The sequence below is a fragment of the Microbacterium sp. JZ70 genome (genome assembly GCF_053903225.1).
Map to the genome: position 1 here is coordinate 1096397 of NZ_CP096405.1, position 21782 is coordinate 1118178.

A 21782-nucleotide genomic window follows, 5' to 3' on the forward strand; every position below is an offset into this window, starting at 1 on the left:
TCCTTCCAGGCGCTGGGCCCTGCGGCCGCTGACGGACGGGCTCGGGTGGCTCGTCACCGCGTCAGCGGGTTCCTTCAGGTGTACCGTCCGCGTCGTCCTGGCGTCTCGCGGTTGACACGGAGGCGCCGGGACGGTAGCCCGCGCGGCGCCGGGAGGAGGCCGACGAGGATCGCGGCCACGAGCGAGAGCTGCCCGAGAAGCCCGAGGACGACGCCGGATGGCGCGGTGTCGCCGCCGCCGATGGCGAACGTGTCGGCGAGTGCCATGCCGAGAGGGAAGCCCGCGAACCATCGGAAGAACCCCGCGGCGCCGATCGAGATGAGCCCGAGCGCGACGATGCGCCGAGGCGCGAACCAGCTGGCCATGTCGTCACGTGTGCTCATGACGACGAGTGTCGCCGCGATGACGCACCAGACGACGGCCCAGGTTGCGATGAGCACGCCACCGGTGGTCTCCCCGGCGTCGGCGATGTCCGCGTAGATCTCGCCCAGCTCCCGCTGCGGAACCTTCGCACGGGGGCTCCAGACCGTCTCGTGGAGCACACCTGTGACCACGAACAGGACCAGAGCGGCGGCGCACACGAGGGAGGTGCGCAGTCGCGCGCCGCGCGGCGCGGGACGGTGGACGGGCGCCAGGAGCGTCGCGAGCAGCAGCCCGCTTCCCGCGACAGGCACGAGGGCGACCCCTGCGAGCACCGGCGCGAGCACGCCGACGGCGAACGCGATCGCGGCCAGAGCGGCGGAGAGGACGGCCACGAGACCCGCCCGGCGCCAGGGTGACGCCACGCGGGACGCGACCGCGCTCGAGAGCGCGATGATCCCGATCGCCCCGAGGATGACGCCGAGCATCTGGACGACGCGGACGGCCCCGCCGACGACCGGCACGTCGGCGCCCTGCGAGAGGGCGACCGCGTACGCGCCGTTGAGTGCCATGCCCAGCGCGATGATCGAGGCGGCTCCGAGGCACCCCGCGGCCCAGCGGAGCAGGCGCACCGTGTCCGGCCGGCCGTGCGCGTCGGGCATCAGTCCTCGACGGTCGACGGCGGCGTGCCGAGCTTCTCGAGCTCGGGCCAGAACTCGTCCGGCACGTGCGTCGCGCAGAGCTCCTCGAGCTCGGCGATGCGCTCGGGCCGGCCGACTCCCACGACCGTCGAGTGGACGCCGGGATGCCGCAGGGAGAAGTGGAGGGCGGCGGCCGGGACCGAGAGCTTCCATTCCGCGCAGAGCTCGCGCACCCGGGCGAGCCACGCGAGCAGATCGGCGGGCGCCTCGCGATACGCGTAGCTCGTCGACGTTCCGGCGAGAAGTCCGCCGCCGAACGGCGCGGCGTTGAAGACGCCCATGCCGCGCTCGTTGGCCTCCGCGATGAGCTCCTCGGCGCTGCGGTCGACGATCGTCATGCGGTTGTGGGTGAGGACGGCGTCGAAGATGCCCGTCCCGACATACGCCTTCTCGAGGCTGATCTCGCCGACGGCGATGCCGATCGCCCCGGCCAGACCCTGCTCGCGCAGCTCGATCATCCCCTGGACCGCTCCGCCGGGCCCGAGCGCCTCCTCCACCGTGACGGCCCACGGGTCGTGGAGGTGCACGAGCGGGAACCGCTCGAGCCCGAGCTTCTCGACGCTCTCCTCGAACGAGCGCCACACGCGGTCGCGGTCGAATCGTCCGTCCTTCCCGACGTCGACCTTCGTGACGATGCTGTGGCCATCCGCGAGCCCGCCCCGGGCATCCAGCGCCCGCCCGAGCACCCGCTCGCTCTCGCCGCGCGCGTAGTTGTTCGATGTGTCGACGACCGCGAAGCGGGAGGACAGCATCGCCTCGGCGACCTCGAGCGGGTCGGAGGCCGAGCGCTGCGGATCGCCCAGAGACGAGGCGCCGAGCGTCACGGGGCTCACGACGAGAGCAGTCGCGCCGAGCGGGCGGGGGTCGAGCACGGATGACATGGGGCCTCCATCGGTCGCAGGTGTCCCCACCAGCATGGCGCACGGGTCCGCGGATGTCTGCCGCCCACAATGGACTCGTGCCCATCATCGACAACGCCGTCTACGTCGACGGGCGGCGCATCGCCGACCCGGCGAGCCTCGACCAGACCTTCGAGTACATGCGCGACCAGAAGGGGATGGGCTGGATCGGCCTGCTGCGCCCGACCGACGACGAGCTGATGACCGTCGCGGCCGAGTTCGAGCTGCACGCGCTCGCCGTGGAGGATGCGCGCAAGGGGCACCAGCGCGCGAAGCTCGAGCGCTACGGCGACACGCTGTTCCTCGTGCTGCGGCCCGCCTGGTACATCGACGAGACCGAGACGGTCGAGTTCGGCGAGCTGCACGTGTTCGTCGGGCCGGACTTCGTGCTCACGGTCCGTCACGGGGAGGCTCCCGACCTCTCGCGCGTCCGGCAGCGGATGGAGGCCGACCCGACTCTCCTCGCGCGCGGGACCGAGGCCGTGCTCTACGCCATCCTCGACGAGGTGGTCGACCAGTACACCCCGGTCATGCGCGGTGTCGAGAATGACATCGACGAGATCGAGGACGCGCTCTTCACCGACACCGCGACATCCCTCTCCCGCCGGATCTACGAGCTCTCCGGTGAGGTGATCGCGTTCCAGCGTGGCACGCAGCCGCTCGACGGCATGCTCGCCGGCCTGCTGCGCGGAGGCGAGAAGTACGGTGTCGACCTCGAGCTGCAGCGCCTGCTGCGCGACGTGCACGATCATGTGCTGCGTCTCAACGACCGCATCGCGTCTTTCCGGGCCATCCTCGACAACGCGCTCACGGTGCACGCGACGATCGTCACGCAGCGGCAGACCGAGACGTCGCTGCAGCAGAACGAGCAGGTCAAGAAGATCTCGGGGTGGGCGGCGATCCTCTTCGGCCCGACGCTCATCGGCGGTATCTACGGCATGAACTTCGATCACATGCCCGAACTCCACTGGGCGTGGGGATACCCGCTCGCCCTCGCGCTCATGGCGGCGACGAGCGTCACCCTGTGGGCGCTGTTCAAGTGGCGGAAGTGGATGTGAGGACCACCGTGGCGTGCGGCTCGAGGCGCAGCGTGTCGCCGCACCGGAAGCTCGCGATGCCGCGCGTGCCCACGTGGACATGCTCGCCGGATGCTCCGGACATGCCGGTGCCCGACAGATCGAGCTCGATGGGCTCATCCCACTTGCTGATCAGGAGCAGCGACCTGCTGCCGTCGGGGCGCGTGAGGCCCTGCGCATGCAGGCGGGCGTCGGGGAATCCGGGGTAGCCCGTCGACGTCGGAACGGCGCGATCTCCCGGAGCGAAGTGGCGCAGGAGGAGCTGCGTCACGGCATACCGGGCGTTCGGCTCGCCGGTCTCCCAGTCGAGGAGCGACGTGCCGGGGATCATGCCGGGGTAGTCCATGAACTCCGCGATGCCGAGCAGGTCGATCCCCATGGGCAGCAGCCGCGCCCAGAGGTAGGCGTGGACCGTCCCGCTCAGGGCCCAGTAGAACGCGGGGATCTGCGGAGCGGGGTTCATGATGTCAGCCGGGTACGTCCCGATCTCATTGAGGAACATCCGCGCGCCCGGCGCCAGTCGCCGCGCGATGGACTGGATGTACGCCACGCTCTCCACGAAGGCATCGGCCTGCGCGAAGAAGGTGCTGCGCCACGTGCTCGGGTCGGCGTTGCCATCCGGCCCGAACGGGTTGACGATCTCCGGCGACGCATAGAAGTGACAGGAGAAGGCGTCGATGGGGATGCCGTCCTGGTGATTCGCGGCGTCGAGGAAGTGCCAGAAGTACTCGGGGTCGTGGTGCACGTGACTGAGGGACAGGCCGATGAACTTCATCTCGGGGTCCAGGGGCTGCAGCCGCTCGACCACGGCGTCGTACAGCCGGGTGTAGACCTCGGGCGGCATGCGCCGGTTGAGGTCGGGCTCGCAGAGCACCTCCCAGTACGCGAAGCGGTATCTGTGGCCCGACTCGTGCCAGCGGCCGAGCTCGTCGGTGAAGCCTCCCGCGATGTACCAGCTGGCGAGACGGAAGAAGTAGTCCGCGACCTCGGCGAGCGTCTCGTCGCGGAAGTCCGATCCCTGCTCGTACTGCCAGTGGATCTCGTCGAGGTCGCGCGAGACCACGACGTCCTCGGCGCCCTCGAACATCCAGTGCGGGATGGTCGCGAAGTTCGCGACGACCGGTCGCCCCTCGGCCGCGGCCATGAAGTCCTCGACGAACGGATCGAGGTGCGAGAAATCCCATGAGGTGGTCGTCTCGGTGGGCGGCTCCAGGGCGGGCACGGAGAGCACCGGATGCGAGAACCAGGGGAGGAAGCGGGCGCAGTCGGCCTTCAGATCGCGGAGAGCCGCGAACGCGCGATCGTGGATCGGCGACTCGCGGCGGAGGGGCGGTGCGGCCCAGAGGTGCGTGGTGAGAGCCGTCTGGTTGACGTGGAACGCGCCATCCCACGACACGGTGACGGGTACGGCGATGCGGCCGGCGTCGGGCGACTCGGGCGGGGTCTGCTCTGCGGACATGAGGCTCCTCGAGGGTTTCATACGTGCGTCTTGTACGTATGTATAGCACGTCCGTACAGGACGCGCCGTATGCTCGAGGAATGGGGCAACGTGAAGCGCTTCTCGCGGGAGCGAAGCAGTGCCTGGCCGAGCGCGGGTACGCGCACACCACGGCGCGCGACATCGTGGGGGTCACGGGGGCCAATCTCGCCGCGATCGGATATCACTTCGGCTCGAAGGACGCTCTGCTCAACGCCGCCGTCATCGAGACCTTCGAGGAGTGGGGCGATGCCGTCGCCAGCAGTGTGACCGCCGACCTCGACGGCGGCCCGGGGCGACGCCTCGAGCACTTCCTCGCCGGTCTGCTCGCGGCGGCGCCGGACAAGCGCAGCGTCCTCGTCGCCAGTGTTCAGGCCTACGCCCAGGCGGAGTTCGCCGAGGAGGTCCGCAGGCAGCTTCTCCGCATCTATGCGGAGAGCCGCCGCGACCTCGCCGCGCTCGTGTTGGACGTCGACCGGAACGAGGTCTCCGAGGACGACGCCCGCACCGTGGGTTCGCTTGCACTCGCCCTCATCAACGGCGTGATGCTGCAGTGGATGCTGGACCCCTCGGCCACTCCGTCGGCAGAGGAGCTGTCGCGTGCGATCCGGGTGGTCGCGGCGTAGGTCCGGTCGACGGTCGCGTCGGCGTCACGCCATCGTCTCTATCTCCGAATGTGGAGTTATCCACAGTTTGGGATTGTTCGCTGGAATGTCCGATGGGGTGGGTAGTGTGGGGGTATGTCGAGGACGATGCCGCGGGAGGATGCGGGGGTGGGTTGGGAGCCCACTCCGGCGGAGGTCGCGGTGACGCGTTCGGCGGTGGAGCGGGCGCGTCGGGCGCGGGCTTTGCGGGCGGAGGCGGATGCGCTGGAGATTGCGGCGCTGGCTGAGGCGGGGGAGGTCGCGCGGGCGCAGTTGGCGAGGTCGGGGGCGGTCTCGTCGCGGTATGACTTCCCGTTCCGGGCGATGGCGGGGGAGTTCGCGGCGGCTCTGGGGGAGTCGAAGGGGCGGATGCAGTCGCGGATCTCGGATGCGATGGTGTTGGTGGGGTTGTTCCCGGAGACGTTCGCGGCGCTGGAGGGTGCGCGGATCACGGGCCGGCACGCGGACGTGATCCGGCAGGTCGGGATGCGGCTGCCGGATGGGCTGCGGGAGGTGTTCGAGGCCGCGGCCGTCGGGTACGCGGAGGGTGCGACGCCGTTCGATACGCGGGTGTTCGTGGAGGCTCTGGCGGAGAGGCTGGATCCGCGGTCGTTCTCGGATCGGCATCGGTCGGCGATGGCGCGGCGGGGTGTGTGGGTGAAGGTGCTCCCGGATGGGACGCAGGCGCTGGAGATCGTGGGCGAGGCGACCCGGATCCAGGCGATCGCCCGGGCCCTGCGCCAGCACGCACGGGACCTGGCCCGGCAGGAACGCCGCGCCGCCGAAACCACCGCCGCCGCGGGCGCCGGGAGCGTTGCGGGCGCGGGTGCGGGTGTGGGTGTGGGTGTGGGTGTGGGTGCGGGCGTCGCCGGTGGGTCGGGTGTGCGGTTCGAGGATTCGGAGCGGGTCGGTGAGGGTGGGGAGGGGCCGCGGACGGCGACGCAGATCGCGTCGGACCTCGCCGTGGAGGTCCTGTCCGCCCTGTGCAGCGACCCCGACGACACCCCCGCCCCCTGGACCACCACGACCGCAGGCACGAGCGCGACGGAAGCGGGCACGACGGATGTCGGCGATGCGGACGCGGGCGCGACGGGGTCGACGGAGCCCGGCGCGGATTCGAAGGAACCCGACTCGGACGGCGCGGACCCCGCGGACGCGGGAACGGGCACGACGGCGCCCGAAGCGGATGCCGCGGGTGCGACCGCGGACACGGATTCGGCGGCCCCCGATGCGGGTGCCGACGACGCTGACCACGCGCGAGATCGCGGAGCCTCACCCCCGGACGGATCGCCTCCGGACGTGGGCCCTCCGCGTGGGGCGCCGCCGTCGGTGCGGGGCTTGGCGGGGGATGTGGATCGGGTGCTGTCGCGGGTGCGGGCGGTGGTGCAGGTCACGGTCGCGGCCACGACGCTGGCGGGGCTCGATGACGAGCCGGGGTTCCTGGCCGGGTACGGGCCGATCGACGCGGACACCGCCCGGAAGCTCGCGGGGAACGCGGCGGGGTGGGAGCGGGTGTTCTGCCATCCCGACACCGGGGCGCTGCTCACCGTCGACCGGTACACCCCCACCGCGGCGCAGAAGCGGTACCTCCTCGCCCGCGACGAACGCTGCCGCACCCCCGGGTGCCGCAACCTCGCGATCACCGCCGACCTGGACCACACCATCCCGTACGCCCAGGGCGGTGTCACAGACGTGGGCAACCTCGCCTGCCTGTGCGAGGGATGCCACCAGGACAAGCACCACACGCCCTGGCAGGTCCGACAGCTCGGCGACGGCGTCCTGGAATGGACCAGCCCCGCCGGACACACCTACACCGAGAAACCACCCCCACGGGTCCGCGCGGAAGCCACCCCGAACCAGCTCATCGCCGACGCCCTCGCCCGCCACCACCGCGACCGCGAGCACGCCGAGCAGCGCCGCCACGCCCGCCAGCACGAACGCGAACAGGAGCGCGAACAGGAACAGCACCAGCCGGAACGCGAACAGCGCCAGCGGGAGCAGGAGGAGCAGGAGAGGGAGCTGCGACTGCACCTCGAGATCGAACAGGACATCCAGGAATGGCTCCGCCACTACCGGACAACCCCCGAATACCTCGCCCAAGCCCTCCTCGACGCCGACGACATCGCCCACCACGAAGACCTCGACCACGGCGCGGACGCGCTCTTCGTCGCGCAGCCGGGCTGAACGCCAGCGGCCGGTGCCTCAGGTGGTCGCGGGTCGGGTCGCGGCCGCGAGGACTGTGGAGATGCCGGAGAGCTGCTGTCCGCCGTCGACAGCGACCTCGGCGCCCGTCACGAAGGCCGCGGCATCGGAAAGGAGGAATGCAACGACCTGTGCGACCTCCTCTGGGTCGCCGACCCGATGCAGGGGCGCGAGTGCGACATTCGCCTCGCGGAACGCCGCCGGCGCGCTCGCGGTCATGTCCGTGCGGATGTAGCCGGGATGCACCAGGTTGACGCGGATGCCACGCGGACCGAGTTCCGTGACGCATGAATGGGTGAGACCCCGCAGCGCCCACTTGCTCGTCGTGTACGCCGCCGTGTAATGCCCCGACACTGCCGCAGCGGAGCCGATGTTCACGATCGATGAGCCTCGCGCCATGAGGGGGAGGAGCGCCTGGATCCCGAGCATTGCGCCCGTGACATTGATGGCGAGCACTCTGTCCCACTCGGCGCGATCCACCTGGCCGATTCGAACACGGTGCGTCACACCGGCGTTGTTGACGAGTCCCTTCACGCTCCGGCCCGAGAGCGAGGAGGTGAGCTGCGCCCATCCGTTCTCGTCTGTCACATCCAGCCGGCGGTAGGTCACGTCGCCGGGAAGACCCTCCGCCGCGGAGAGGAGCGAAGCGGCGTCCTCGTGCACGTCCGCCGCGATGACGCGCGCGCCCTGGGCGGCGAGCAGGAGCGCCTCGGCCGCACCCTGCCCGCCGGCGGCGCCGGTCACCACGATCCTGCTGTCTTCGAGTCCCGGGAAGTTCACATCACGACGCTACGGAGGCGACTCGGCACAGGGAAGGCGCATCCGCGGATGGCGGGTATCGACGCTGTGGATACGGGCGTCACACCACCCGAACACCGGCCCGCCAGACGGCGGACGTGAGCGGCATGCCGGGGCGATAGGCGAGGTGGCTGACTGACGGGGCGTCGAGCAGCTGCAGGTCGGCGCGCGCGCCGGGCGCGACGACGCCGAGGCGCGGGCGGCCCGGTCGGTCGACGTGGCGGTCGAGCGCGATCGCTCCCCCGAGAGTCGCGGCGCGCACGGCCTCCTCGATGGTGAGTCCCATCTGCAGCACGGCGGTCGCGACGCAGAACGCCATCGACGATGTGTACGACGTGCCGGGGTTGCAGTTGCTCGCGATCGCGACGACCGCCCCGGCGTCGATGAGCCGACGGGCGGGCGCGAGCGGCATGCGCGTCGAGAGGTCGCAGGCCGGGAGCACGGTCGCGACGGTGCCGCGCCCGTCGCCCTGCCACGTCGCCGCGAGGGCCTCCACGTCATCGTCGGTCAGGAAGCCGAGGTGGTCGACGCTCAGCGCTCCGTGCTCCACGGCGATCCGCACGCCGTCGCCGTGCCCGAGCTGATTGCCGTGCACGTGAGCGGCGATTCCTCGCGCCGTCGCGGCGGCGAGCACGCGCGCGCTCTCCTCCGCCGAGAACGCGCCGCGCTCGCAGAACACGTCGACGGCCGTCACCCACGGCGCGACCGCATCGAGCATCGGTCCGGTCACGAGCTCGAGGTACTCGACCCGGTCCGCACCCTCCGGGACGACGTGCGCACCGAGGAAGGTGACCTCGTCGACCGCCTCCGCGGCGATCCGCGCCGATCGAACCTCGTCGTCGACCGTGAGCCCGTAGCCGGTCTTCGTCTCGAGAGCGGTCGTGCCGCCCGCGCGCGCCTCGGCGACGAGCCGTGCGATGCCCGCGCGCAGCTCGTCGTCGGAGGCGGCTCGCGTGGCCGACACCGTCGCGTTGATGCCGCCGGCGGCATACGGCTGGCCCGCCATGCGCGACTCGAACTCGGCGGACCGGTCGCCCGCGAACACGAGATGCGTGTGGGAGTCGACCCATCCCGGCAGCGCGGCTCGACCATCCGCATCGACGCGCTCGTCGGCGTCGGGTGCGTCTGCGGCCGGCCCGACCCACGCGAACCGGTCGCCGTCGATCACGACCGCGGCGTCGCGCAGCCGCGGGCCCTCGTTCGTGGTGAGCTCGCGGATGCCCGTGACGAGGATGCTGCCCATGTCAGTCCCGCACGACCGGCGTGAGCGGGATGCGCACGCCGCGCTCGGCGGCCACGTCGACCGCTCGTCGGTAGCCGGCGTCGACGTGGCGAATGACGCCCATCCCGGGGTCGTTGGTGAGCAGGCGCGCGAGCTTCTCCGCCGCGAGCGCCGTGCCATCCGCGACGCCGACCTGCCCCGCGTGGATCGAGCGCCCGATGCCGACGCCGCCCCCGTGATGCAGCGACACCCAGGTGGCGCCCGAGGAGGCGGCGGTGAGGGCGTTGAGGAGCGGCCAGTCGGCGATCGCGTCGGATCCGTCGAGCATCGACTCCGTCTCGCGGTAGGGCGACGCGACCGAGCCCGAGTCGAGGTGATCGCGGCCGATGACGATCGGCGCCGAGATCTCCCCCGAGGCGACGAGCTCGTTGAAGCGCAAGCCCGCCTTCGCCCGGTCGCCGTAGCCGAGCCAGCAGATGCGGGCGGGCAGGCCCTCGAACTCGACGCGCTCCTGCGCGGCGGTGATCCACCGGCGCAGGTGCGCATCCTCGGGGAACAGCTCGAGGATGGCGCGGTCGGTGACCTCGATGTCGCGCGGGTCGCCCGACAGCGCGGCCCAGCGGAACGGGCCGAGACCCTCGCAGAAGAGCGGGCGGATGTAGGCCGGCACGAACCCGGGGAAGGCGAACGCGCGCTCGTACCCGGCCTGGCGGGCCTCGTCTCGGATGGAGTTGCCGTAGTCGAAGACCTCGGCGCCCGCATCCTGGAACCCAACCATCGCCTCGACCTGGGCCGCCATCGATGCGCGGGCGCGCTCGGTGAAGCCCTCGGGGTCGGCCGCGGCGGCGTCGTGCCACTCCTCGACGGATATGCCGACGGGCAGGTACGACAGGGGGTCGTGCGCGGAGGTCTGGTCGGTGACGATGTCGATCGCGACGCCGCGGCGCAGCAGCTCGGGGAAGACCTCGGCCGCGTTGCCGACGACGCCGATCGAGAGCGCGCGGCGCTGCTCCTTCGCCTCGAGGGCGACCGCGACGGCGGTGTCGAGGTCGGCCTCGACGCGGTCGAGGTAGCGCTTGCCGACGCGACGGCGCAGGCGCGTCTCGTCGACGTCGACGACGAGGCAGACGCCGTCGTTGAGGGTGACCGCGAGCGGCTGAGCGCCGCCCATCCCGCCGCAGCCTCCCGTGAGCGTGAGCGTTCCGGCGAGCGTCCCGCCGAAGCGCTTGCGGGCGACGGCGGCGAACGTCTCGAACGTGCCCTGGAGGATGCCCTGCGTGCCGATGTAGATCCAGGAGCCGGCCGTCATCTGCCCGTACATCGTGAGCCCCTCGGCCTCGAGACGGCGGAACTCGGGCCACGTCGCCCAGTCGCCGACGAGGTGCGAGTTCGCGATGAGCACGCGCGGCGCCCACGGGTTCGTGCGGAAGATGCCGACCGGCTTGCCGGACTGCACGAGAAGCGTCTCGTCGTCCTCGAGATCGGTGAGCGCCGCCGTGATCGCGTCGAACGCCTCCCAGCTGCGCGCGGCGCGCCCGGTGCCGCCGTAGACGACGAGGTCGTCGGGCCGCTCGGCGACCTCGGGGTCGAGGTTGTTGTGCAGCATGCGCAGCGGGGCTTCGGTCTGCCAGCTCTTCGCCGTCAGGGTGGTGCCGCGCTGTGCGCGGACGGGGCGTGCGCCGGGGAGCGTCATCGTCGGGGCCTCTCTCTCGAGCCGGGGTCTGCCTCGATACAATCCCGCGACGGCCCGCGCGACAACGGGGAACGCGACGGCCCCGTCTGGAATCCCAGACGGGGCCGTCGCGTCGCGTCACGGCGCTCGAGGCAGGGGGATGGGCGCTGTCGCGTCCTCGAGATCGGGCGCCGATCGCCCCTGCTCGCGGACGAACAGCGTGTACGCCAGCCAGAGGACGGCCAGCCACACCGCGCCCACCATGAGCGCGGGCCGCGTGTCGGGCACGATGCCGAGCACGACGACGACGAACAGCACGAAGGCGATCGCCGCGTAGGAGGCCGCCGGCCAGAGCGGGACGGGGAACTCCGATGGCAGCCGGCCCTCCCGCGCGATCGCGTGCTTCATGCGCACGTGCGACAGCAGGATCATGAGCCACACCCACACCGTGGCGAACGTCGCGACCGATGCGATGAGGAGGAACGCCTGCTCGGGGATCACCGCGTTGAGGACGACGCCGACGAGCAGCGTCGCCATGAGGATGAGGACAGGGAAGATCGGGACGCCCTGGCGGGAGGTCTTCCGGAAGATCGCGGGCGCCTGCCCCTGCTGCGCGAGGCCGAACATCATGCGACCCGCGCCGAAGATGTCGGAGTTGATGGCCGACACCGCGGCCGTGATGACGACCGCGTTGAGGAGGTGCGGCGCGAACGGGATCCCGAGGGTCGTGAAGATCGAGACGAAGGGGCTCGCCTCGCCCGTGATCGACGTCCACGGCACGAGCATCATGATGACCCCGAGCGTGAGCACGTAGAAGAGGAGGATGCGCAGCGGCACGGTGTTGATCGCCTGCGGCAGCACGCGCTTGGGATCCTGGGCCTCCCCGGCCGTGACGCCGATGATCTCGATGCCGCCGAACGCGAACATGACGACCGCGAGGCTCGCGATGAGCCCGCCGATGCCCTCGGGGGCGAAGCCGCCGTGGCTCCACAGGTTCGCGATGCCGGAGGCGTTCTCCTTCTGGTTGCCGAGCCCGAACGCGATGATGGCGATGCCGCCCGCGATCATCGCGATGATCGCCGAGACCTTGACGAGCGAGAACCAGAACTCGAGCTCTCCGAACACCTTCACGCTCAGCAGGTTGAGCGCGCCGATGAAGAGGATGATCGAGAGCACCCAGATCCAGCGCGGCACGTCGGGGAACCAGAAGCCCATGTAGATGCCGAACGCCGTCACGTCGGCGAGGCACACGATCACCATCTCGAACGCGTACGTCCATCCCGTCACGAAGCCCGCGAGCGGGCCGAGGTAGCGGGCGGCGTACTGGCCGAAGGAGCCCGCGACGGGATGGCGGACGGCCATCTCGCCGAGCGCGCGCATCACCATGAAGACGGCGGCGCCGCCGACGATGTACGCGAGGAGCACGGCGGGTCCCGCGGACTGGATGGCCGCGGACGACCCATAGAAGAGGCCGGTCCCGATCGCGGAGCCGAGTGCCATGAAGCGCACGTGCCGGGCGGAGAGCCCGCGGCGGAGGGTGTGCGCGGAAGCGGTCGCGGCGGGCGCGTGCGTGGCAGAGGTGTCAGACATCGTCGTCTCCATTCTCCTCGGTCGGGCTAGCGTCCGGCGACGCCCGCGAGCGCCTCCAGGACGAGCGTCGCGACGAGGCGCACGGTGCGCCCGTCGGGGGTGTCCGCGGTCGCATCGACCTCGGTGAGGTCGAGCGATCGCACGCGGGGGTCGCGCGTGACGCGTCGGACGGCCCTGCGCAGCTCGGAGGCCGAGAGGCCGCCGGGCACGGAGGCCGGGCAGGCGGGAGCGACCGCGCGGTCGCAGACATCGACGTCGACGTCGACGTGGACCGCGCCTCCGCCCGCGCCCGCGATCGCGAGCGCCTCGTCGACGACGTCGGCGATCGGGCGATCGTGCAGGGCATCGCGCGGGATGACGGTGATCCCGAGCTTCTGCGCCCTCCGCGCGTACGCGAGCGAGTTCGCGAAGTCGGCGATGCCGATCTGCACCACGCGCCGCCCGTCGAGCCCTGCCTCGATGAGGCGCCGCACGGGGGAGCCGTTGCTGATCCCGTCGCGCAGGTCGTGATGCGCGTCGAAGGTGATGAGGCCGGCCGACGCGATGCCGTCGCCCCACGCGCCGAGCGCCGCGGGGACCGTCGCGGCGTTGTCGCCGCCCAGTGCGACGACGAGCCGTGCGCGTTCCGCGAGCGCGCGGACGGCCGCGACGGCGGCGTCCTCATCGCGGCCGTGATCGGGCTCGGCGATGTCGCCCGCGTCGACGATGCGCAGCGCCTCGTCGAGGTCGACGGCGCCCCTGCCCTCCACGTGCGCGAGGGCCGAGTAGCGGCGCAGCGCGTCGCGCACCGCCGATGGCGTCGCGTCCGCGTGCGTCGGCGAGAGCGAGGTGCGCCGCGTCGGGAGCCCGATGAGGGCGGCGTCCGCCTCCGCGCCGTCGGGGCGCGGCCATCCGCCCGTGCGCGGCCAGAGGGGATCGTGCGAGAGGGCGGGGGAGGGCTGATCGCTCATGGCGTCACGGTACCCACGGGCGGTGCGGGGCGAACCGTCGCCTCGCACATCGTCGTCTGGGATCCCAGAGCGTGCCGTCTGGGATCCCAGACGGCAGGAGGCCCTCGGTGCTGTCCGCCGGCGCGGACGTGACGTTCCATGGAGGGATGACCACCTCGCACGCCCTCCGCTCCATCTCGCTCGGCTCCGCGGGCCTCCGCCCGGACGACGTCGTCGCCGTGGCCCGAGACGGCGCGCCCGTCCATCTCTCGGAGCAGGCGCTCCGCGACATGGCGGAGAGCCGCGCGCTCATCGACGACCTCGCACACGACGCGCTCCCGCACTACGGCGTCTCGACGGGCTTCGGCGCCCTCGCCACCGTGCAGATCCCGCGCGAGAAGCGCCGGCAGCTGCAGCGCAGCCTCGTGCGATCGCACGCCGCCGGAACCGGAGAGGAGGTCGAGCGCGAGGTGGTCCGCGCGCTCATGCTCCTGCGTCTCGACACCCTCGCGACGGGCCGCACGGGCGCTCGCCCGATCGTCGCGGAGACCTACGCGAAGGTGCTCAACGCAGGGCTCACGCCCGTCGTGCACGAGTACGGCTCGCTCGGCTGCTCGGGCGACCTGTCGCCGCTCGCGCACTGCGCCCTCGCCATCATGGGCGAGGGCACCGTGCGCGATGCGGCCGGCGAGCTGCGCGACGCGGGCGATGCCCTCGAGGAGGCGGGCATCGCCCCCGTCGTGCTGGAGGAGAAGGAGGGCCTCGCCCTCATCAACGGCACCGACGGGATGCTCGGCACGCTCCTGCTCGCGCTGCACGACCTCGAGGCGCTCCTGCGCGTGGCCGATGTCGCGGCCGCCGCGAGCGTCGAGGCGCTCCGCGGGACCGACTCCGTGTTCGCCGCGGATCTGCAGGAGCTGCGCCCGCACCCCGGGCAGGCCGCCGCGGCCGCGAACATGGCGCGCGTGCTGGGCGACTCGGGCCTCGTCTCCCGGCGGGTGAGCGGCGAGTTCACGCGCGTGCAGGACGCGTACTCCCTGCGCTGCGCTCCGCAGGTGCACGGCGCCGCGCGCGACACGGCGGCGCATGCGGCCTCGGTCGCCCGCATCGAGCTCGGCAGCGCGATCGACAACCCGGTGGTGACCCGCGACGGGCGCGTCGAGTCGAACGGCAACTTCCACGGGGCGCCCGTCGGGTACGTGCTCGACTTCCTCGCGATCGCCGCGGCCGACGTCGCGTCGATGTCGGAGCGCCGGACCGACCGCTTCCTCGACGTCGCGCGCAACCACGGCCTCCCGCCGTTCCTCGCCGCCGACCCGGGGCTCGACTCGGGCCTCATGATCGCGCAGTACACGGCCGCGGGCATCGTCTCCGAGATGAAGCGGCTCGCGGTCCCCGCGTCGGTCGACTCCATCCCGTCCTCGGCGATGCAGGAGGACCACGTCGCGATGGGATGGGCCGCCGCGCGCAAGCTGCGCCGCTCGATCGACGGCCTCGCGCGCGTGCTCGCGATCGAGCTGCTCACCGCGACGCGCGCCCTCGACTTCCGCCTCGCCGCCGGCGAGGGCGAGCCGGGCGCGGCCACCCGCGCGCTGCACGCCCTCTTCCGCACCGACATCGCCGCGCCCGACACCGACGCCTTCACGTCGCCCGACATCCAGGCGGCGGTCGCGCACGTGCAGTCGGGTCGCGTGCTCGCGGCGGTCGAGACGGCGATCGGCGCGCTCGCGTAGCCTCGACCTCGATGTCAGAGTCGTCCCGCGTTCCCGCGTTCGAGAACGGGCTGCGCATCCTCGACCTGCTCGCGCGCGCGAGCGGGCCGCTCCAGGCCGCGACGATCGCGCAGCGCCTGGAGCTGCCCCGCTCGACGGTCTACCACCTCCTGAACGTCGCCGAGCGGGCGGGGTACGTCATGCGGTTGCCCGACGAGAGCAGATACGGGCTCGGCATCGCGGCTGTCGACCTCGGCAGCTCCTATGCGCGCACCGATCCGCTCGCGCGCCTCGGCCGCGTGCACGTCGCCCGCCTGGTCGACCGGATCGGGCTCAGCGCGCACCTCGCCGTCCTGCACGGGCGCGAGGTGCTCTACATCGTCGAGATCCGCGCGAAGCACGCGCCCGACCTCGTCACGGCCGTCGACGTCCGCCTGCCGGCCCAGCTGACCGCGAGCGGGCGGGCCATCCTCGCCGCGCTGCCCAAGGCGCAGCTGCGCGCGCTGTACCCCGATGCGGGGGCCTTCGTGCAGCGGCATGCCGAGACGCCCGCCGTGACGACCTACGCCGAGCTGCGCCGGGTGCTCGAGGAGGGGCGCCTGCGCGGATGGGCCGAGGAGACCGGCGACGTCACCCCGGGGCTGTCATCGGTCGCGGTCCCCGTGCTCGATCACCGCGGATGGCCCGTGGCCGCGATCGCGATCACGTATCCGGACGCGTCGGTCGCGCCCGAGCGCCTCCCGGCGCTCGTCGACGACGCCCGCTCGGTGGCGGAGGAGATCTCGCGCCGCATCCACGGCGCGCCGCGCGACGCCTAGGCTGGACCCGTGGACACAGCAGCGGAGCGGGTCGTCATCACGGGGAGCAGCGGGAAGCTGGGGCGCGCGGTCGTCGCGCACTTCGCCGAACACGGGTACGCGGTGACCGCGGTCGACCGCGTGCGGCCCGCCTCGCTGCCGGAGGGGGCGCGCTTCCTGCAGGCCGACCTCAGCGACTACGGGCAGGCGGTCCAGGTGCTCACGCACGTCGACGAGCACTACGGCGCGCTTCCCGTCGGGTCGGGCCGCGGCGTCGACGCGCTCGTGCACCTCGCCGCGATCCCGGCGCCCGGCCTGCTGCCCGACGCCGCGACCTTCGCGAACAACACGGCGATCACCTACAACCTCTTCTCCGCGGCACGGCTCGCCGGCATCCGCCGCGTGGTGTTCGCATCGAGCGAGACCCTCCTCGGGCTGTCGTTCGCCGACACCCCTCCGCCTTACCTCCCCGTCGATGAGGAGTACGCCGTCCGGCCGCAGACGTCCTACTCCCTCGGGAAGGCGGTCGACGAGGAGCTCGCCCGCCACTTCGCCCGCTGGTGCCCCGATGCGGGCTTCCTCGGCCTGCGGTTCTCGAACGTGATGGATCCCGAGGACTACGCGCGCTTCCCGGCGTTCGACGCCGACCCGTCCGAGCGCTCGTGGAACGCGTGGGGCTACATCGACGCGCGCGACGGCGCGCTCGCCTGCCGCCTCGCGGTCGAGAGCGGCATCGTCGGCGCGGAGAACTTCGTCATCGCGGCGGCCGACACGGTGATGTCGCGGGGCTCGGCCGAGCTCGCCGCCGAGGTGTTCCCCGAGGTGCCGGTGCGCGGCGAGGTCGCGGGCACGCAGACCCTGCTGTCGATCGAGAAGGCGCGCCGCCTGCTGGGCTTCGAGCCGCAGCACTCCTGGCGCGGCTAGCCCCGGCCGGGCACGTCGACGACGCGCTCTCCGCCGATGACCGGCGCGAGGGCGCCGGCCGTGGCGGCTGCGAGGTCGTCGCGGAGGCGGCCGAGCTCGGCGGCCGGCGTCCAGAGCTCGAAGGTCGCGTGCGTCGCGTAGGAGGTCTCGCCGAGCGTCGCGCCGTGGTGCGCGGCCCACTCGCGCAGCAGGTTGTCGATGCGGCCCGCGTCGCCGTGCGGCACCGCGACCGTCACCTGCGTGAGCGCCTCCCGGCGCACGGGCGCGGCGAGATCGAGCGCCTCCGACACGGCAGAGGAGTACGCGCGGACGAGCCCGCCCGCTCCGAGCTTGATCCCGCCGAAGTAGCGGGTGACCACAGCGACGACGTCGGTGAGGTCGCGGCGTCGCAGCACCTCGAGCATGGGGATCCCCGCCGTGCCCGACGGCTCGCCGTCGTCGGATGAGCGCGCCTGGTCGCCGAGGAGGCCCGTCACCATCGCGACGCAGTGGTGGCGGGCATCCCACGCGCGCCGGCGCGCGGCGGCGATGACCTCCTCCGCCTCCTGCGGCGAGGAGACCGGCGCGACCTGGGCGATGAAGCGCGACTTCCGCTCGACGAGCTCGTGCTCGACGGGCGCCGCGATGGTCGACGGATAGCGCCGGCTCACGGGGCGGCCGTCGCCCGAACGGTGTCGATGAGCGACGCCGCGAGGGCGCCCGCCGCGTCGCGGTCTCCGCGCGCGATGGCCTCGGCGAGGGCGCGATGGGCGTCGCCCACCTCGCGCGGCTCGGGGAGGGCGCTCGTTTCGGCGATCGAGTGGGTCACGAGCCCCGCCATCGCCTCGTGGAGGCGCGCGAGCAGGGGGTTGCCGCTCGCCTCGATCACCGCCCGGTGGAAGGCCGCGTCGGCCGCGACGCAGGCGTCGAGGTCGCCCGCCTCGTGCGCGCGCATCCGCTCGACGAGGGCGCGCTCGATCGCCGGGCCCGCGGTCTCGGGGATGGCCGCGGCGGCGCGCGCGGCGGCGGCCTCGAGCCCGGCCCGCGCCTCGAAGACGTGGTCGATCGACACCTCGTCTCTCGCGAGCAGCACGGGGAGCTCGTCGGACGCGCGCACGTAGGTGCCGTCGCCCACGCGCGGCTCGAGGAGTCCCGCGACGCTCAGCGCGCGCAGCGCCTCGCGGACCGTGCCGCGGCTCACGTCCAGATCCTCCGCGAGCTGGATCTCGCCCGGGATCCGCGATCCCACCGGCCACGCGCCCGACACGATGAGCGCGCGGAACTGCTCGGTGACCTGCACGACGAGCGGGGCCTGCCGGATCGGCGCGTTGAGCGGCATCGCGATACCTCCTCCCGTCGAGCGTACCGGCGTCGCCAGTGTCCGGCTGGCGCGCGACGGCCAGATGTCCTACATTTGCACAGATGAATGAGGGGATGCGCAGAACCGGCTGGATGGCCGCTCTCGTCTTCCTCGTCGCGCTCTGCCTGCGCCCCGCGATCACGGCCGTCGGCCCGGTCCTCGGCGGCATCGGCGCGGAGACCGGGCTCGGGGAGGGTGCGCTCGGCCTGCTCTCGGCCCTGCCCCTCCTCGCCTTCGCCGCGGTGTCGCCGCTCGTGCACCGGATGGCGACGCGCTTCGGAGACGACAGGGCCGTGCTCGTCGCGCTCATCGTCCTCGTGGGCGCGACGCTCGTGCGCTCCTACGCGGGCGACCTCGGGCTGTGGGTCGGCACGTTCGCCGTGGGCGCCGCGGTCGCGGTCGGCAACGTGCTCACCCCGGTTCTCGTCAAGCGCGACTACCCGACGCGCATCTCCCTCGCGACCGGGTTCTACACGGCGTTCCTCACGTTCGCGGCGGGCGCCGGCTCGGCGCTCTCCGTGCCGCTCGCGCACCTCGTGGACTGGCGGTTCTCGCTCGTCGTGTGGGGCGGACTCGCGCTCGTCGTCGCGCTCGCGTGGCTGCCGCGGGTGGCGGGCCCCTCGTCGCATGCGCGCTCGCTCGATCCCGTTCCCGTGCCGCACCATCCGAGCATCTGGCGCTGGGGCACGGCGTGGCTCGCGACGGCGTACATGGGGCTGCAGTCCACGACCTTCTACGTCGTCGTCACGTGGCTGCCGACGATCGAGGGCACGTGGGGCGTGCCCGCCGCGACGGCCGGCCTGCACCTCTCCGTCGTGCTCCTCCTCGGCATCGCAGGCGGCCTGCTCATCCCGCGCCTGCTGCGCGATGGCGTCGACCAGGGCCCGGGGATGGTCGTGGCGACGGCTCCGCTCGCGATCGGAACGCTCGGCCTGCTCGTGTGGCCCGGCGCCGTGTACCTGTGGCTCGCGCTCCTCGGTCTCGCGCAGGGCGCATCGCTCGTGGCGGCGCTGACGATGCTCAGCCTGCGCGCGCGCAGCCACGGCGAGGCGGCGAAGCTGTCGGGCATGGCGCAGTCGCTCGGCTACCTGCTCGCGGCCGCCGGCCCGTTCGCCGCGGGCTTCCTCGCCGAGCGCACGGGCAGCTGGGCGCCGACCCTCGCGCTGCTCGTCGGGCTCACCGCGATCCAGACCGCGATCGGCTTCGTGCTGGGCCGCGGCGGCCGCCGCTGAGCAGAACGATGATCGGCCCCGGCGCGTCGCGCGGGTGATCGCGCAGGATGCGCAGCCCATTCGAGCCCGCCGCCGCATAGCCTGGAGGGACCGACATCCACCGCCGCGACGACGCGGCCAGAGCCTCGAAGATCGGAGGTTCCCATGTCCATGAGCCAGGTGCACAGCACGAAGGCGATCATCGGTGAGCCCGAGGTCGTCGAGGACGGCCGAGCCCCCGGCGTCGAGACCTCGGATGCGTGGCGGCGTCTCAAGGACGCCGCGATCGCGATCCAGGCGATGCAGGCATCCGACGGCTCGATCCCCGACGCATCGGCGCATGACGCCGCGCGCGCCGAGGTCGAGCGCGTGCAGGACGCGGTGCGCGAGCTCGCGCCGCGCTTCCCGCACGACGCCGCGTACCTCGAGGCGGTCGTCGCCGACCTCGGCCGCTGGGTCGCCGACGGGTTCGGCGTTCCCGACTTCCACGACGCCCTCGTCGCTTTCCACCCCGAGCAGCACCGGGTCGACGGGCTGCGTCACCTCGTCGTGTTCCCGATGTACACGCAGAACGGCTCGCCCGACCGGCATCTCGAGGCGCTCGTCGTCGAGGTCATCTGGCCCGACTTCATCGCGCGCCTCGAGGCGACCGACTACGGCAACCGGCTCTTCGTGAGCCTGCGGCTGGTCGACTTCACGCCCGGCTACGACACGAACTCCGCCGTGCTCTTCCCCGAGACCGTCGCCGTGCGCGAGATCCCCGCCTTCACGTGGGGAGCGATCTTCCAGGACCGCGAGGCCGCGCGCTACCGCCGCGTCGTCCGCGCGGCATCCGAGATCACGAAGCTCGAGCTGCCGGCCGAGGCCGCGCGGATGCTCGACGACCAGCAGCTGACCGAGCAGACCTTCGTCATGTGGGACATCATCCACGATCGCACCCACATGCGCGGTGACCTGCCGTTCGACCCGTTCATGATCAAGCAGCGGATGCCGTACTTCCTCTACTCGCTCGAGGAGCTGCGCTGCGACCTCACGGCCTTCCGCGAGTGCGTCGCCATCCAGCGGCGTCTCACGGGTGCCGAGGAGCTCTCCGCGGTCGAGGCCGAGACGCTCGAGCACGCGCGGCTCGTGCAGTACGCGGTGATCTTCGACCGGATCTTCCGGTTCGCGATCACGGGCAGCCGCGTGCGCAACTACGACGGGCTCGGCGGCCAGCTGCTGTTCGCGTGGCTGCACCAGCGCGGGGCGCTCCACTGGACGGACACCGCGCTCACGTTCGACTGGGACGCGGTCCCCGACGCGGTCGTCGCCCTGGGCGACGCGATCGACGAGCTGTACTGGCGCTCGATCGACCGGCCGAAGACCGTGCACTGGCTCGCGGCATACGACCTCATCCGGTCGGTGCTGACCCCGCACCCCGCCTCGAAGTGGGCCCGCGGCCTTCCGGACGAGGTGCTCGCGGGCCCGCCGCGCGGCTTCACCGACGCCGTGCTGGACGACGAGTTCCCGCTGTCGATGTTCTACGAGGCGCTCGAGAAGAAGATGCGCGACGTGATCGCGCAGACCTCGGGCATCCGCGGGACGGATGACTGACGACGCCCTGGCCGGCCGCGCCGTGCTCCTCGCCGGGGGCACGAGCGCGGCCGGCCGCGCGGCGGCCCGGCGGCTCGCGGATGGCGGCGCGCGCGTCATCGTGGCGGGGCGCGACCCCCGGAAGCTCGCGGCGCTCGCGGGGGAGGGCTTCGAGACGATCGAGGTCGACCTCGCGGACGAGGGCGAGGTGCGCACGCTCGCCTCGTCGGCGGGCGCGATCGACGGGCTGCTGCACCTCGTCGGCGGATGGCGCGGAGGCGGAGGGATCCCCGGCCAATCGGAGGAGGACCACCGGTTCCTCGAGTCGTCGTTCACGTCGCTGCGTCTCGTGACGCGCGCGCTGTGGCCGTCCTTCGTCGCGTCGTCGCGCGCCCGCGTCGCGATCGTCTCGTCCACGGCCGTCGCGCGCCCCCGCGCGGGCGGCGCGAGCTACGCGGCGGTCAAGGCCGCGAGCGAGGCGTGGACGCGCGCGCTTGCCGACGGCTTCGCGAAGGAGGCCCCCTCCGCGGCCGCGACGATCTTCCGCGTCACGGCTCTCGCCGGGCGCGAGGAGCGCCTCGCCGACGCGTACGCCGACCTGTGGGCGGCCGACGCGGCCGCCGTCAACGACCGGGTCGTCGAGCTCGCCTGACGACC

Annotated in this window: 19 protein-coding genes; 9 read left to right on the forward strand and 10 right to left on the reverse strand. The window is 72.5% G+C overall.

Annotated features, from left to right (window positions below):
- Positions 1-74 precede the first annotated feature (74 nt).
- Positions 75-1022 carry a hypothetical protein gene (locus M1D46_RS04965; protein WP_456286799.1) on the reverse strand — a complete coding sequence of 316 codons (948 nt, stop codon included), beginning with the start codon at positions 1020-1022 and terminating at the stop codon, positions 75-77.
- The gene (locus M1D46_RS04970; protein WP_456286800.1) at positions 1022-1942 is read right to left on the reverse strand and encodes an aldo/keto reductase; all 921 of its coding nucleotides are present in this window, start codon (positions 1940-1942) and stop codon (positions 1022-1024) included. Before M1D46_RS04970 ends, M1D46_RS04965 begins: the two co-directional genes overlap by 1 nt.
- Positions 1943-2019: 77 nt before the next feature.
- Between M1D46_RS04970 and corA the strand changes: the two genes are divergently transcribed.
- Positions 2020-3018: a magnesium/cobalt transporter CorA gene (gene corA / locus M1D46_RS04975; RefSeq protein WP_456286801.1), complete on the forward strand. Its 999-nt coding sequence runs from the start codon at positions 2020-2022 to the stop codon at positions 3016-3018.
- On the opposite strand, the gene M1D46_RS04980 is transcribed toward corA, so the two are convergent.
- The gene (locus M1D46_RS04980) at positions 2996-4495 is read right to left on the reverse strand and encodes a hypothetical protein (protein ID WP_456286802.1); all 1500 of its coding nucleotides are present in this window, start codon (positions 4493-4495) and stop codon (positions 2996-2998) included. The genes corA and M1D46_RS04980 overlap by 23 nt on opposite strands.
- A gap of 80 nt (positions 4496-4575) precedes the next feature.
- On the opposite strand from M1D46_RS04980, the gene M1D46_RS04985 reads away from it, so the two are divergent.
- Positions 4576-5139 (forward strand): TetR/AcrR family transcriptional regulator, encoded by a 564-nt coding sequence (locus M1D46_RS04985; protein WP_456286803.1) that lies wholly within the window; start codon positions 4576-4578, stop codon positions 5137-5139.
- Positions 5140-5286: 147 nt separating this feature from the next.
- Complete coding sequence (locus M1D46_RS04990; RefSeq protein WP_456286804.1) at positions 5287-7341, forward strand: HNH endonuclease; 2055 nt, start codon at positions 5287-5289, stop codon at positions 7339-7341.
- Between the two features lie 18 nt (positions 7342-7359).
- On the opposite strand, the gene M1D46_RS04995 is transcribed toward M1D46_RS04990, so the two are convergent.
- The 5 genes from M1D46_RS04995 to M1D46_RS05015 all read right to left on the reverse strand — a co-directional run bounded on the left by M1D46_RS04995 (position 7360) and on the right by M1D46_RS05015 (position 13591).
- Positions 7360-8139 (reverse strand): SDR family oxidoreductase, encoded by a 780-nt coding sequence (locus M1D46_RS04995; protein WP_456286805.1) that lies wholly within the window; start codon positions 8137-8139, stop codon positions 7360-7362.
- A gap of 79 nt (positions 8140-8218) precedes the next feature.
- A complete protein-coding gene (gene hutI / locus M1D46_RS05000) occupies positions 8219-9400 on the reverse strand; it encodes an imidazolonepropionase (protein ID WP_456286806.1) in 1182 nt (393 codons plus the stop codon).
- Position 9401: 1 nt separating this feature from the next.
- Complete coding sequence (gene hutU / locus M1D46_RS05005; RefSeq protein ID WP_456286807.1) at positions 9402-11072, reverse strand: urocanate hydratase; 1671 nt, start codon at positions 11070-11072, stop codon at positions 9402-9404.
- 117 nt (positions 11073-11189) lie between these two features.
- Positions 11190-12641: an amino acid permease gene (locus M1D46_RS05010; protein WP_456286808.1), complete on the reverse strand. Its 1452-nt coding sequence runs from the start codon at positions 12639-12641 to the stop codon at positions 11190-11192.
- Between the two features lie 26 nt (positions 12642-12667).
- Entirely contained in the window at positions 12668-13591 is a 924-nt protein-coding gene (locus tag M1D46_RS05015) for an arginase family protein (RefSeq protein ID WP_456286809.1), read from the reverse strand.
- A gap of 146 nt (positions 13592-13737) precedes the next feature.
- Between M1D46_RS05015 and hutH the strand changes: the two genes are divergently transcribed.
- The 3 genes from hutH to M1D46_RS05030 are packed head-to-tail and all read left to right on the forward strand — an operon-like array spanning position 13738 to position 17003.
- Positions 13738-15303: a histidine ammonia-lyase gene (gene hutH / locus M1D46_RS05020; protein ID WP_324012608.1), complete on the forward strand. Its 1566-nt coding sequence runs from the start codon at positions 13738-13740 to the stop codon at positions 15301-15303.
- An 11-nt stretch (positions 15304-15314) separates the two neighbouring features.
- Positions 15315-16100 carry an IclR family transcriptional regulator gene (locus M1D46_RS05025; protein WP_456286810.1) on the forward strand — a complete coding sequence of 262 codons (786 nt, stop codon included), beginning with the start codon at positions 15315-15317 and terminating at the stop codon, positions 16098-16100.
- 9 nt (positions 16101-16109) lie between these two features.
- Positions 16110-17003 carry an NAD-dependent epimerase/dehydratase family protein gene (locus M1D46_RS05030; protein ID WP_456286811.1) on the forward strand — a complete coding sequence of 298 codons (894 nt, stop codon included), beginning with the start codon at positions 16110-16112 and terminating at the stop codon, positions 17001-17003.
- Here the strand turns inward: M1D46_RS05030 and M1D46_RS05035 are convergent.
- Both M1D46_RS05035 and M1D46_RS05040 read right to left on the reverse strand, forming a co-directional pair.
- Complete coding sequence (locus M1D46_RS05035; RefSeq protein ID WP_271173220.1) at positions 17000-17653, reverse strand: IMPACT family protein; 654 nt, start codon at positions 17651-17653, stop codon at positions 17000-17002. The genes M1D46_RS05030 and M1D46_RS05035 overlap by 4 nt on opposite strands.
- A complete protein-coding gene (locus tag M1D46_RS05040) occupies positions 17650-18321 on the reverse strand; it encodes a FadR/GntR family transcriptional regulator (RefSeq protein ID WP_456286812.1) in 672 nt (223 codons plus the stop codon). Before M1D46_RS05040 ends, M1D46_RS05035 begins: the two co-directional genes overlap by 4 nt.
- A gap of 95 nt (positions 18322-18416) precedes the next feature.
- On the opposite strand from M1D46_RS05040, the gene M1D46_RS05045 reads away from it, so the two are divergent.
- The 3 genes from M1D46_RS05045 to M1D46_RS05055 all read left to right on the forward strand — a co-directional run bounded on the left by M1D46_RS05045 (position 18417) and on the right by M1D46_RS05055 (position 21777).
- Positions 18417-19574 (forward strand): MFS transporter, encoded by a 1158-nt coding sequence (locus M1D46_RS05045; protein ID WP_456286813.1) that lies wholly within the window; start codon positions 18417-18419, stop codon positions 19572-19574.
- 144 nt (positions 19575-19718) lie between these two features.
- Positions 19719-21146, forward strand: coding sequence for a DUF6421 family protein (locus tag M1D46_RS05050; RefSeq protein WP_421076342.1), 1428 nt, complete (start codon positions 19719-19721; stop codon positions 21144-21146).
- Positions 21139-21777, forward strand: a complete 639-nt coding sequence (locus M1D46_RS05055; RefSeq protein WP_456286814.1) for an SDR family NAD(P)-dependent oxidoreductase — start codon at positions 21139-21141, stop codon at positions 21775-21777. The genes M1D46_RS05050 and M1D46_RS05055 overlap by 8 nt, the downstream gene beginning before the upstream one ends.
- Positions 21778-21782: the final 5 nt, after the last annotated feature.

Coding starts and splice junctions, on each gene's coding strand:
- hutH (WP_324012608.1), top strand. CDS start 13,738: ATGACCACCTCGCACGCCCTCCGCTCCATCTCGCTCGGCTCCGCGGGC.
- M1D46_RS05010 (WP_456286808.1), bottom strand. CDS start 12,641: ATGTCTGACACCTCTGCCACGCACGCGCCCGCCGCGACCGCTTCCGCG.
- M1D46_RS04985 (WP_456286803.1), top strand. CDS start 4,576: ATGGGGCAACGTGAAGCGCTTCTCGCGGGAGCGAAGCAGTGCCTGGCC.
- M1D46_RS04980 (WP_456286802.1), bottom strand. CDS start 4,495: ATGTCCGCAGAGCAGACCCCGCCCGAGTCGCCCGACGCCGGCCGCATC.
- M1D46_RS04970 (WP_456286800.1), bottom strand. CDS start 1,942: ATGTCATCCGTGCTCGACCCCCGCCCGCTCGGCGCGACTGCTCTCGTC.
- M1D46_RS05045 (WP_456286813.1), top strand. CDS start 18,417: ATGCGCAGAACCGGCTGGATGGCCGCTCTCGTCTTCCTCGTCGCGCTC.
- M1D46_RS05050 (WP_421076342.1), top strand. CDS start 19,719: ATGTCCATGAGCCAGGTGCACAGCACGAAGGCGATCATCGGTGAGCCC.
- M1D46_RS05025 (WP_456286810.1), top strand. CDS start 15,315: ATGTCAGAGTCGTCCCGCGTTCCCGCGTTCGAGAACGGGCTGCGCATC.
- hutU (WP_456286807.1), bottom strand. CDS start 11,072: ATGACGCTCCCCGGCGCACGCCCCGTCCGCGCACAGCGCGGCACCACC.
- M1D46_RS05055 (WP_456286814.1), top strand. CDS start 21,139: ATGACTGACGACGCCCTGGCCGGCCGCGCCGTGCTCCTCGCCGGGGGC.
- M1D46_RS04965 (WP_456286799.1), bottom strand. CDS start 1,022: ATGCCCGACGCGCACGGCCGGCCGGACACGGTGCGCCTGCTCCGCTGG.
- hutI (WP_456286806.1), bottom strand. CDS start 9,400: ATGGGCAGCATCCTCGTCACGGGCATCCGCGAGCTCACCACGAACGAG.
- M1D46_RS05040 (WP_456286812.1), bottom strand. CDS start 18,321: ATGCCGCTCAACGCGCCGATCCGGCAGGCCCCGCTCGTCGTGCAGGTC.
- M1D46_RS05015 (WP_456286809.1), bottom strand. CDS start 13,591: ATGAGCGATCAGCCCTCCCCCGCCCTCTCGCACGATCCCCTCTGGCCG.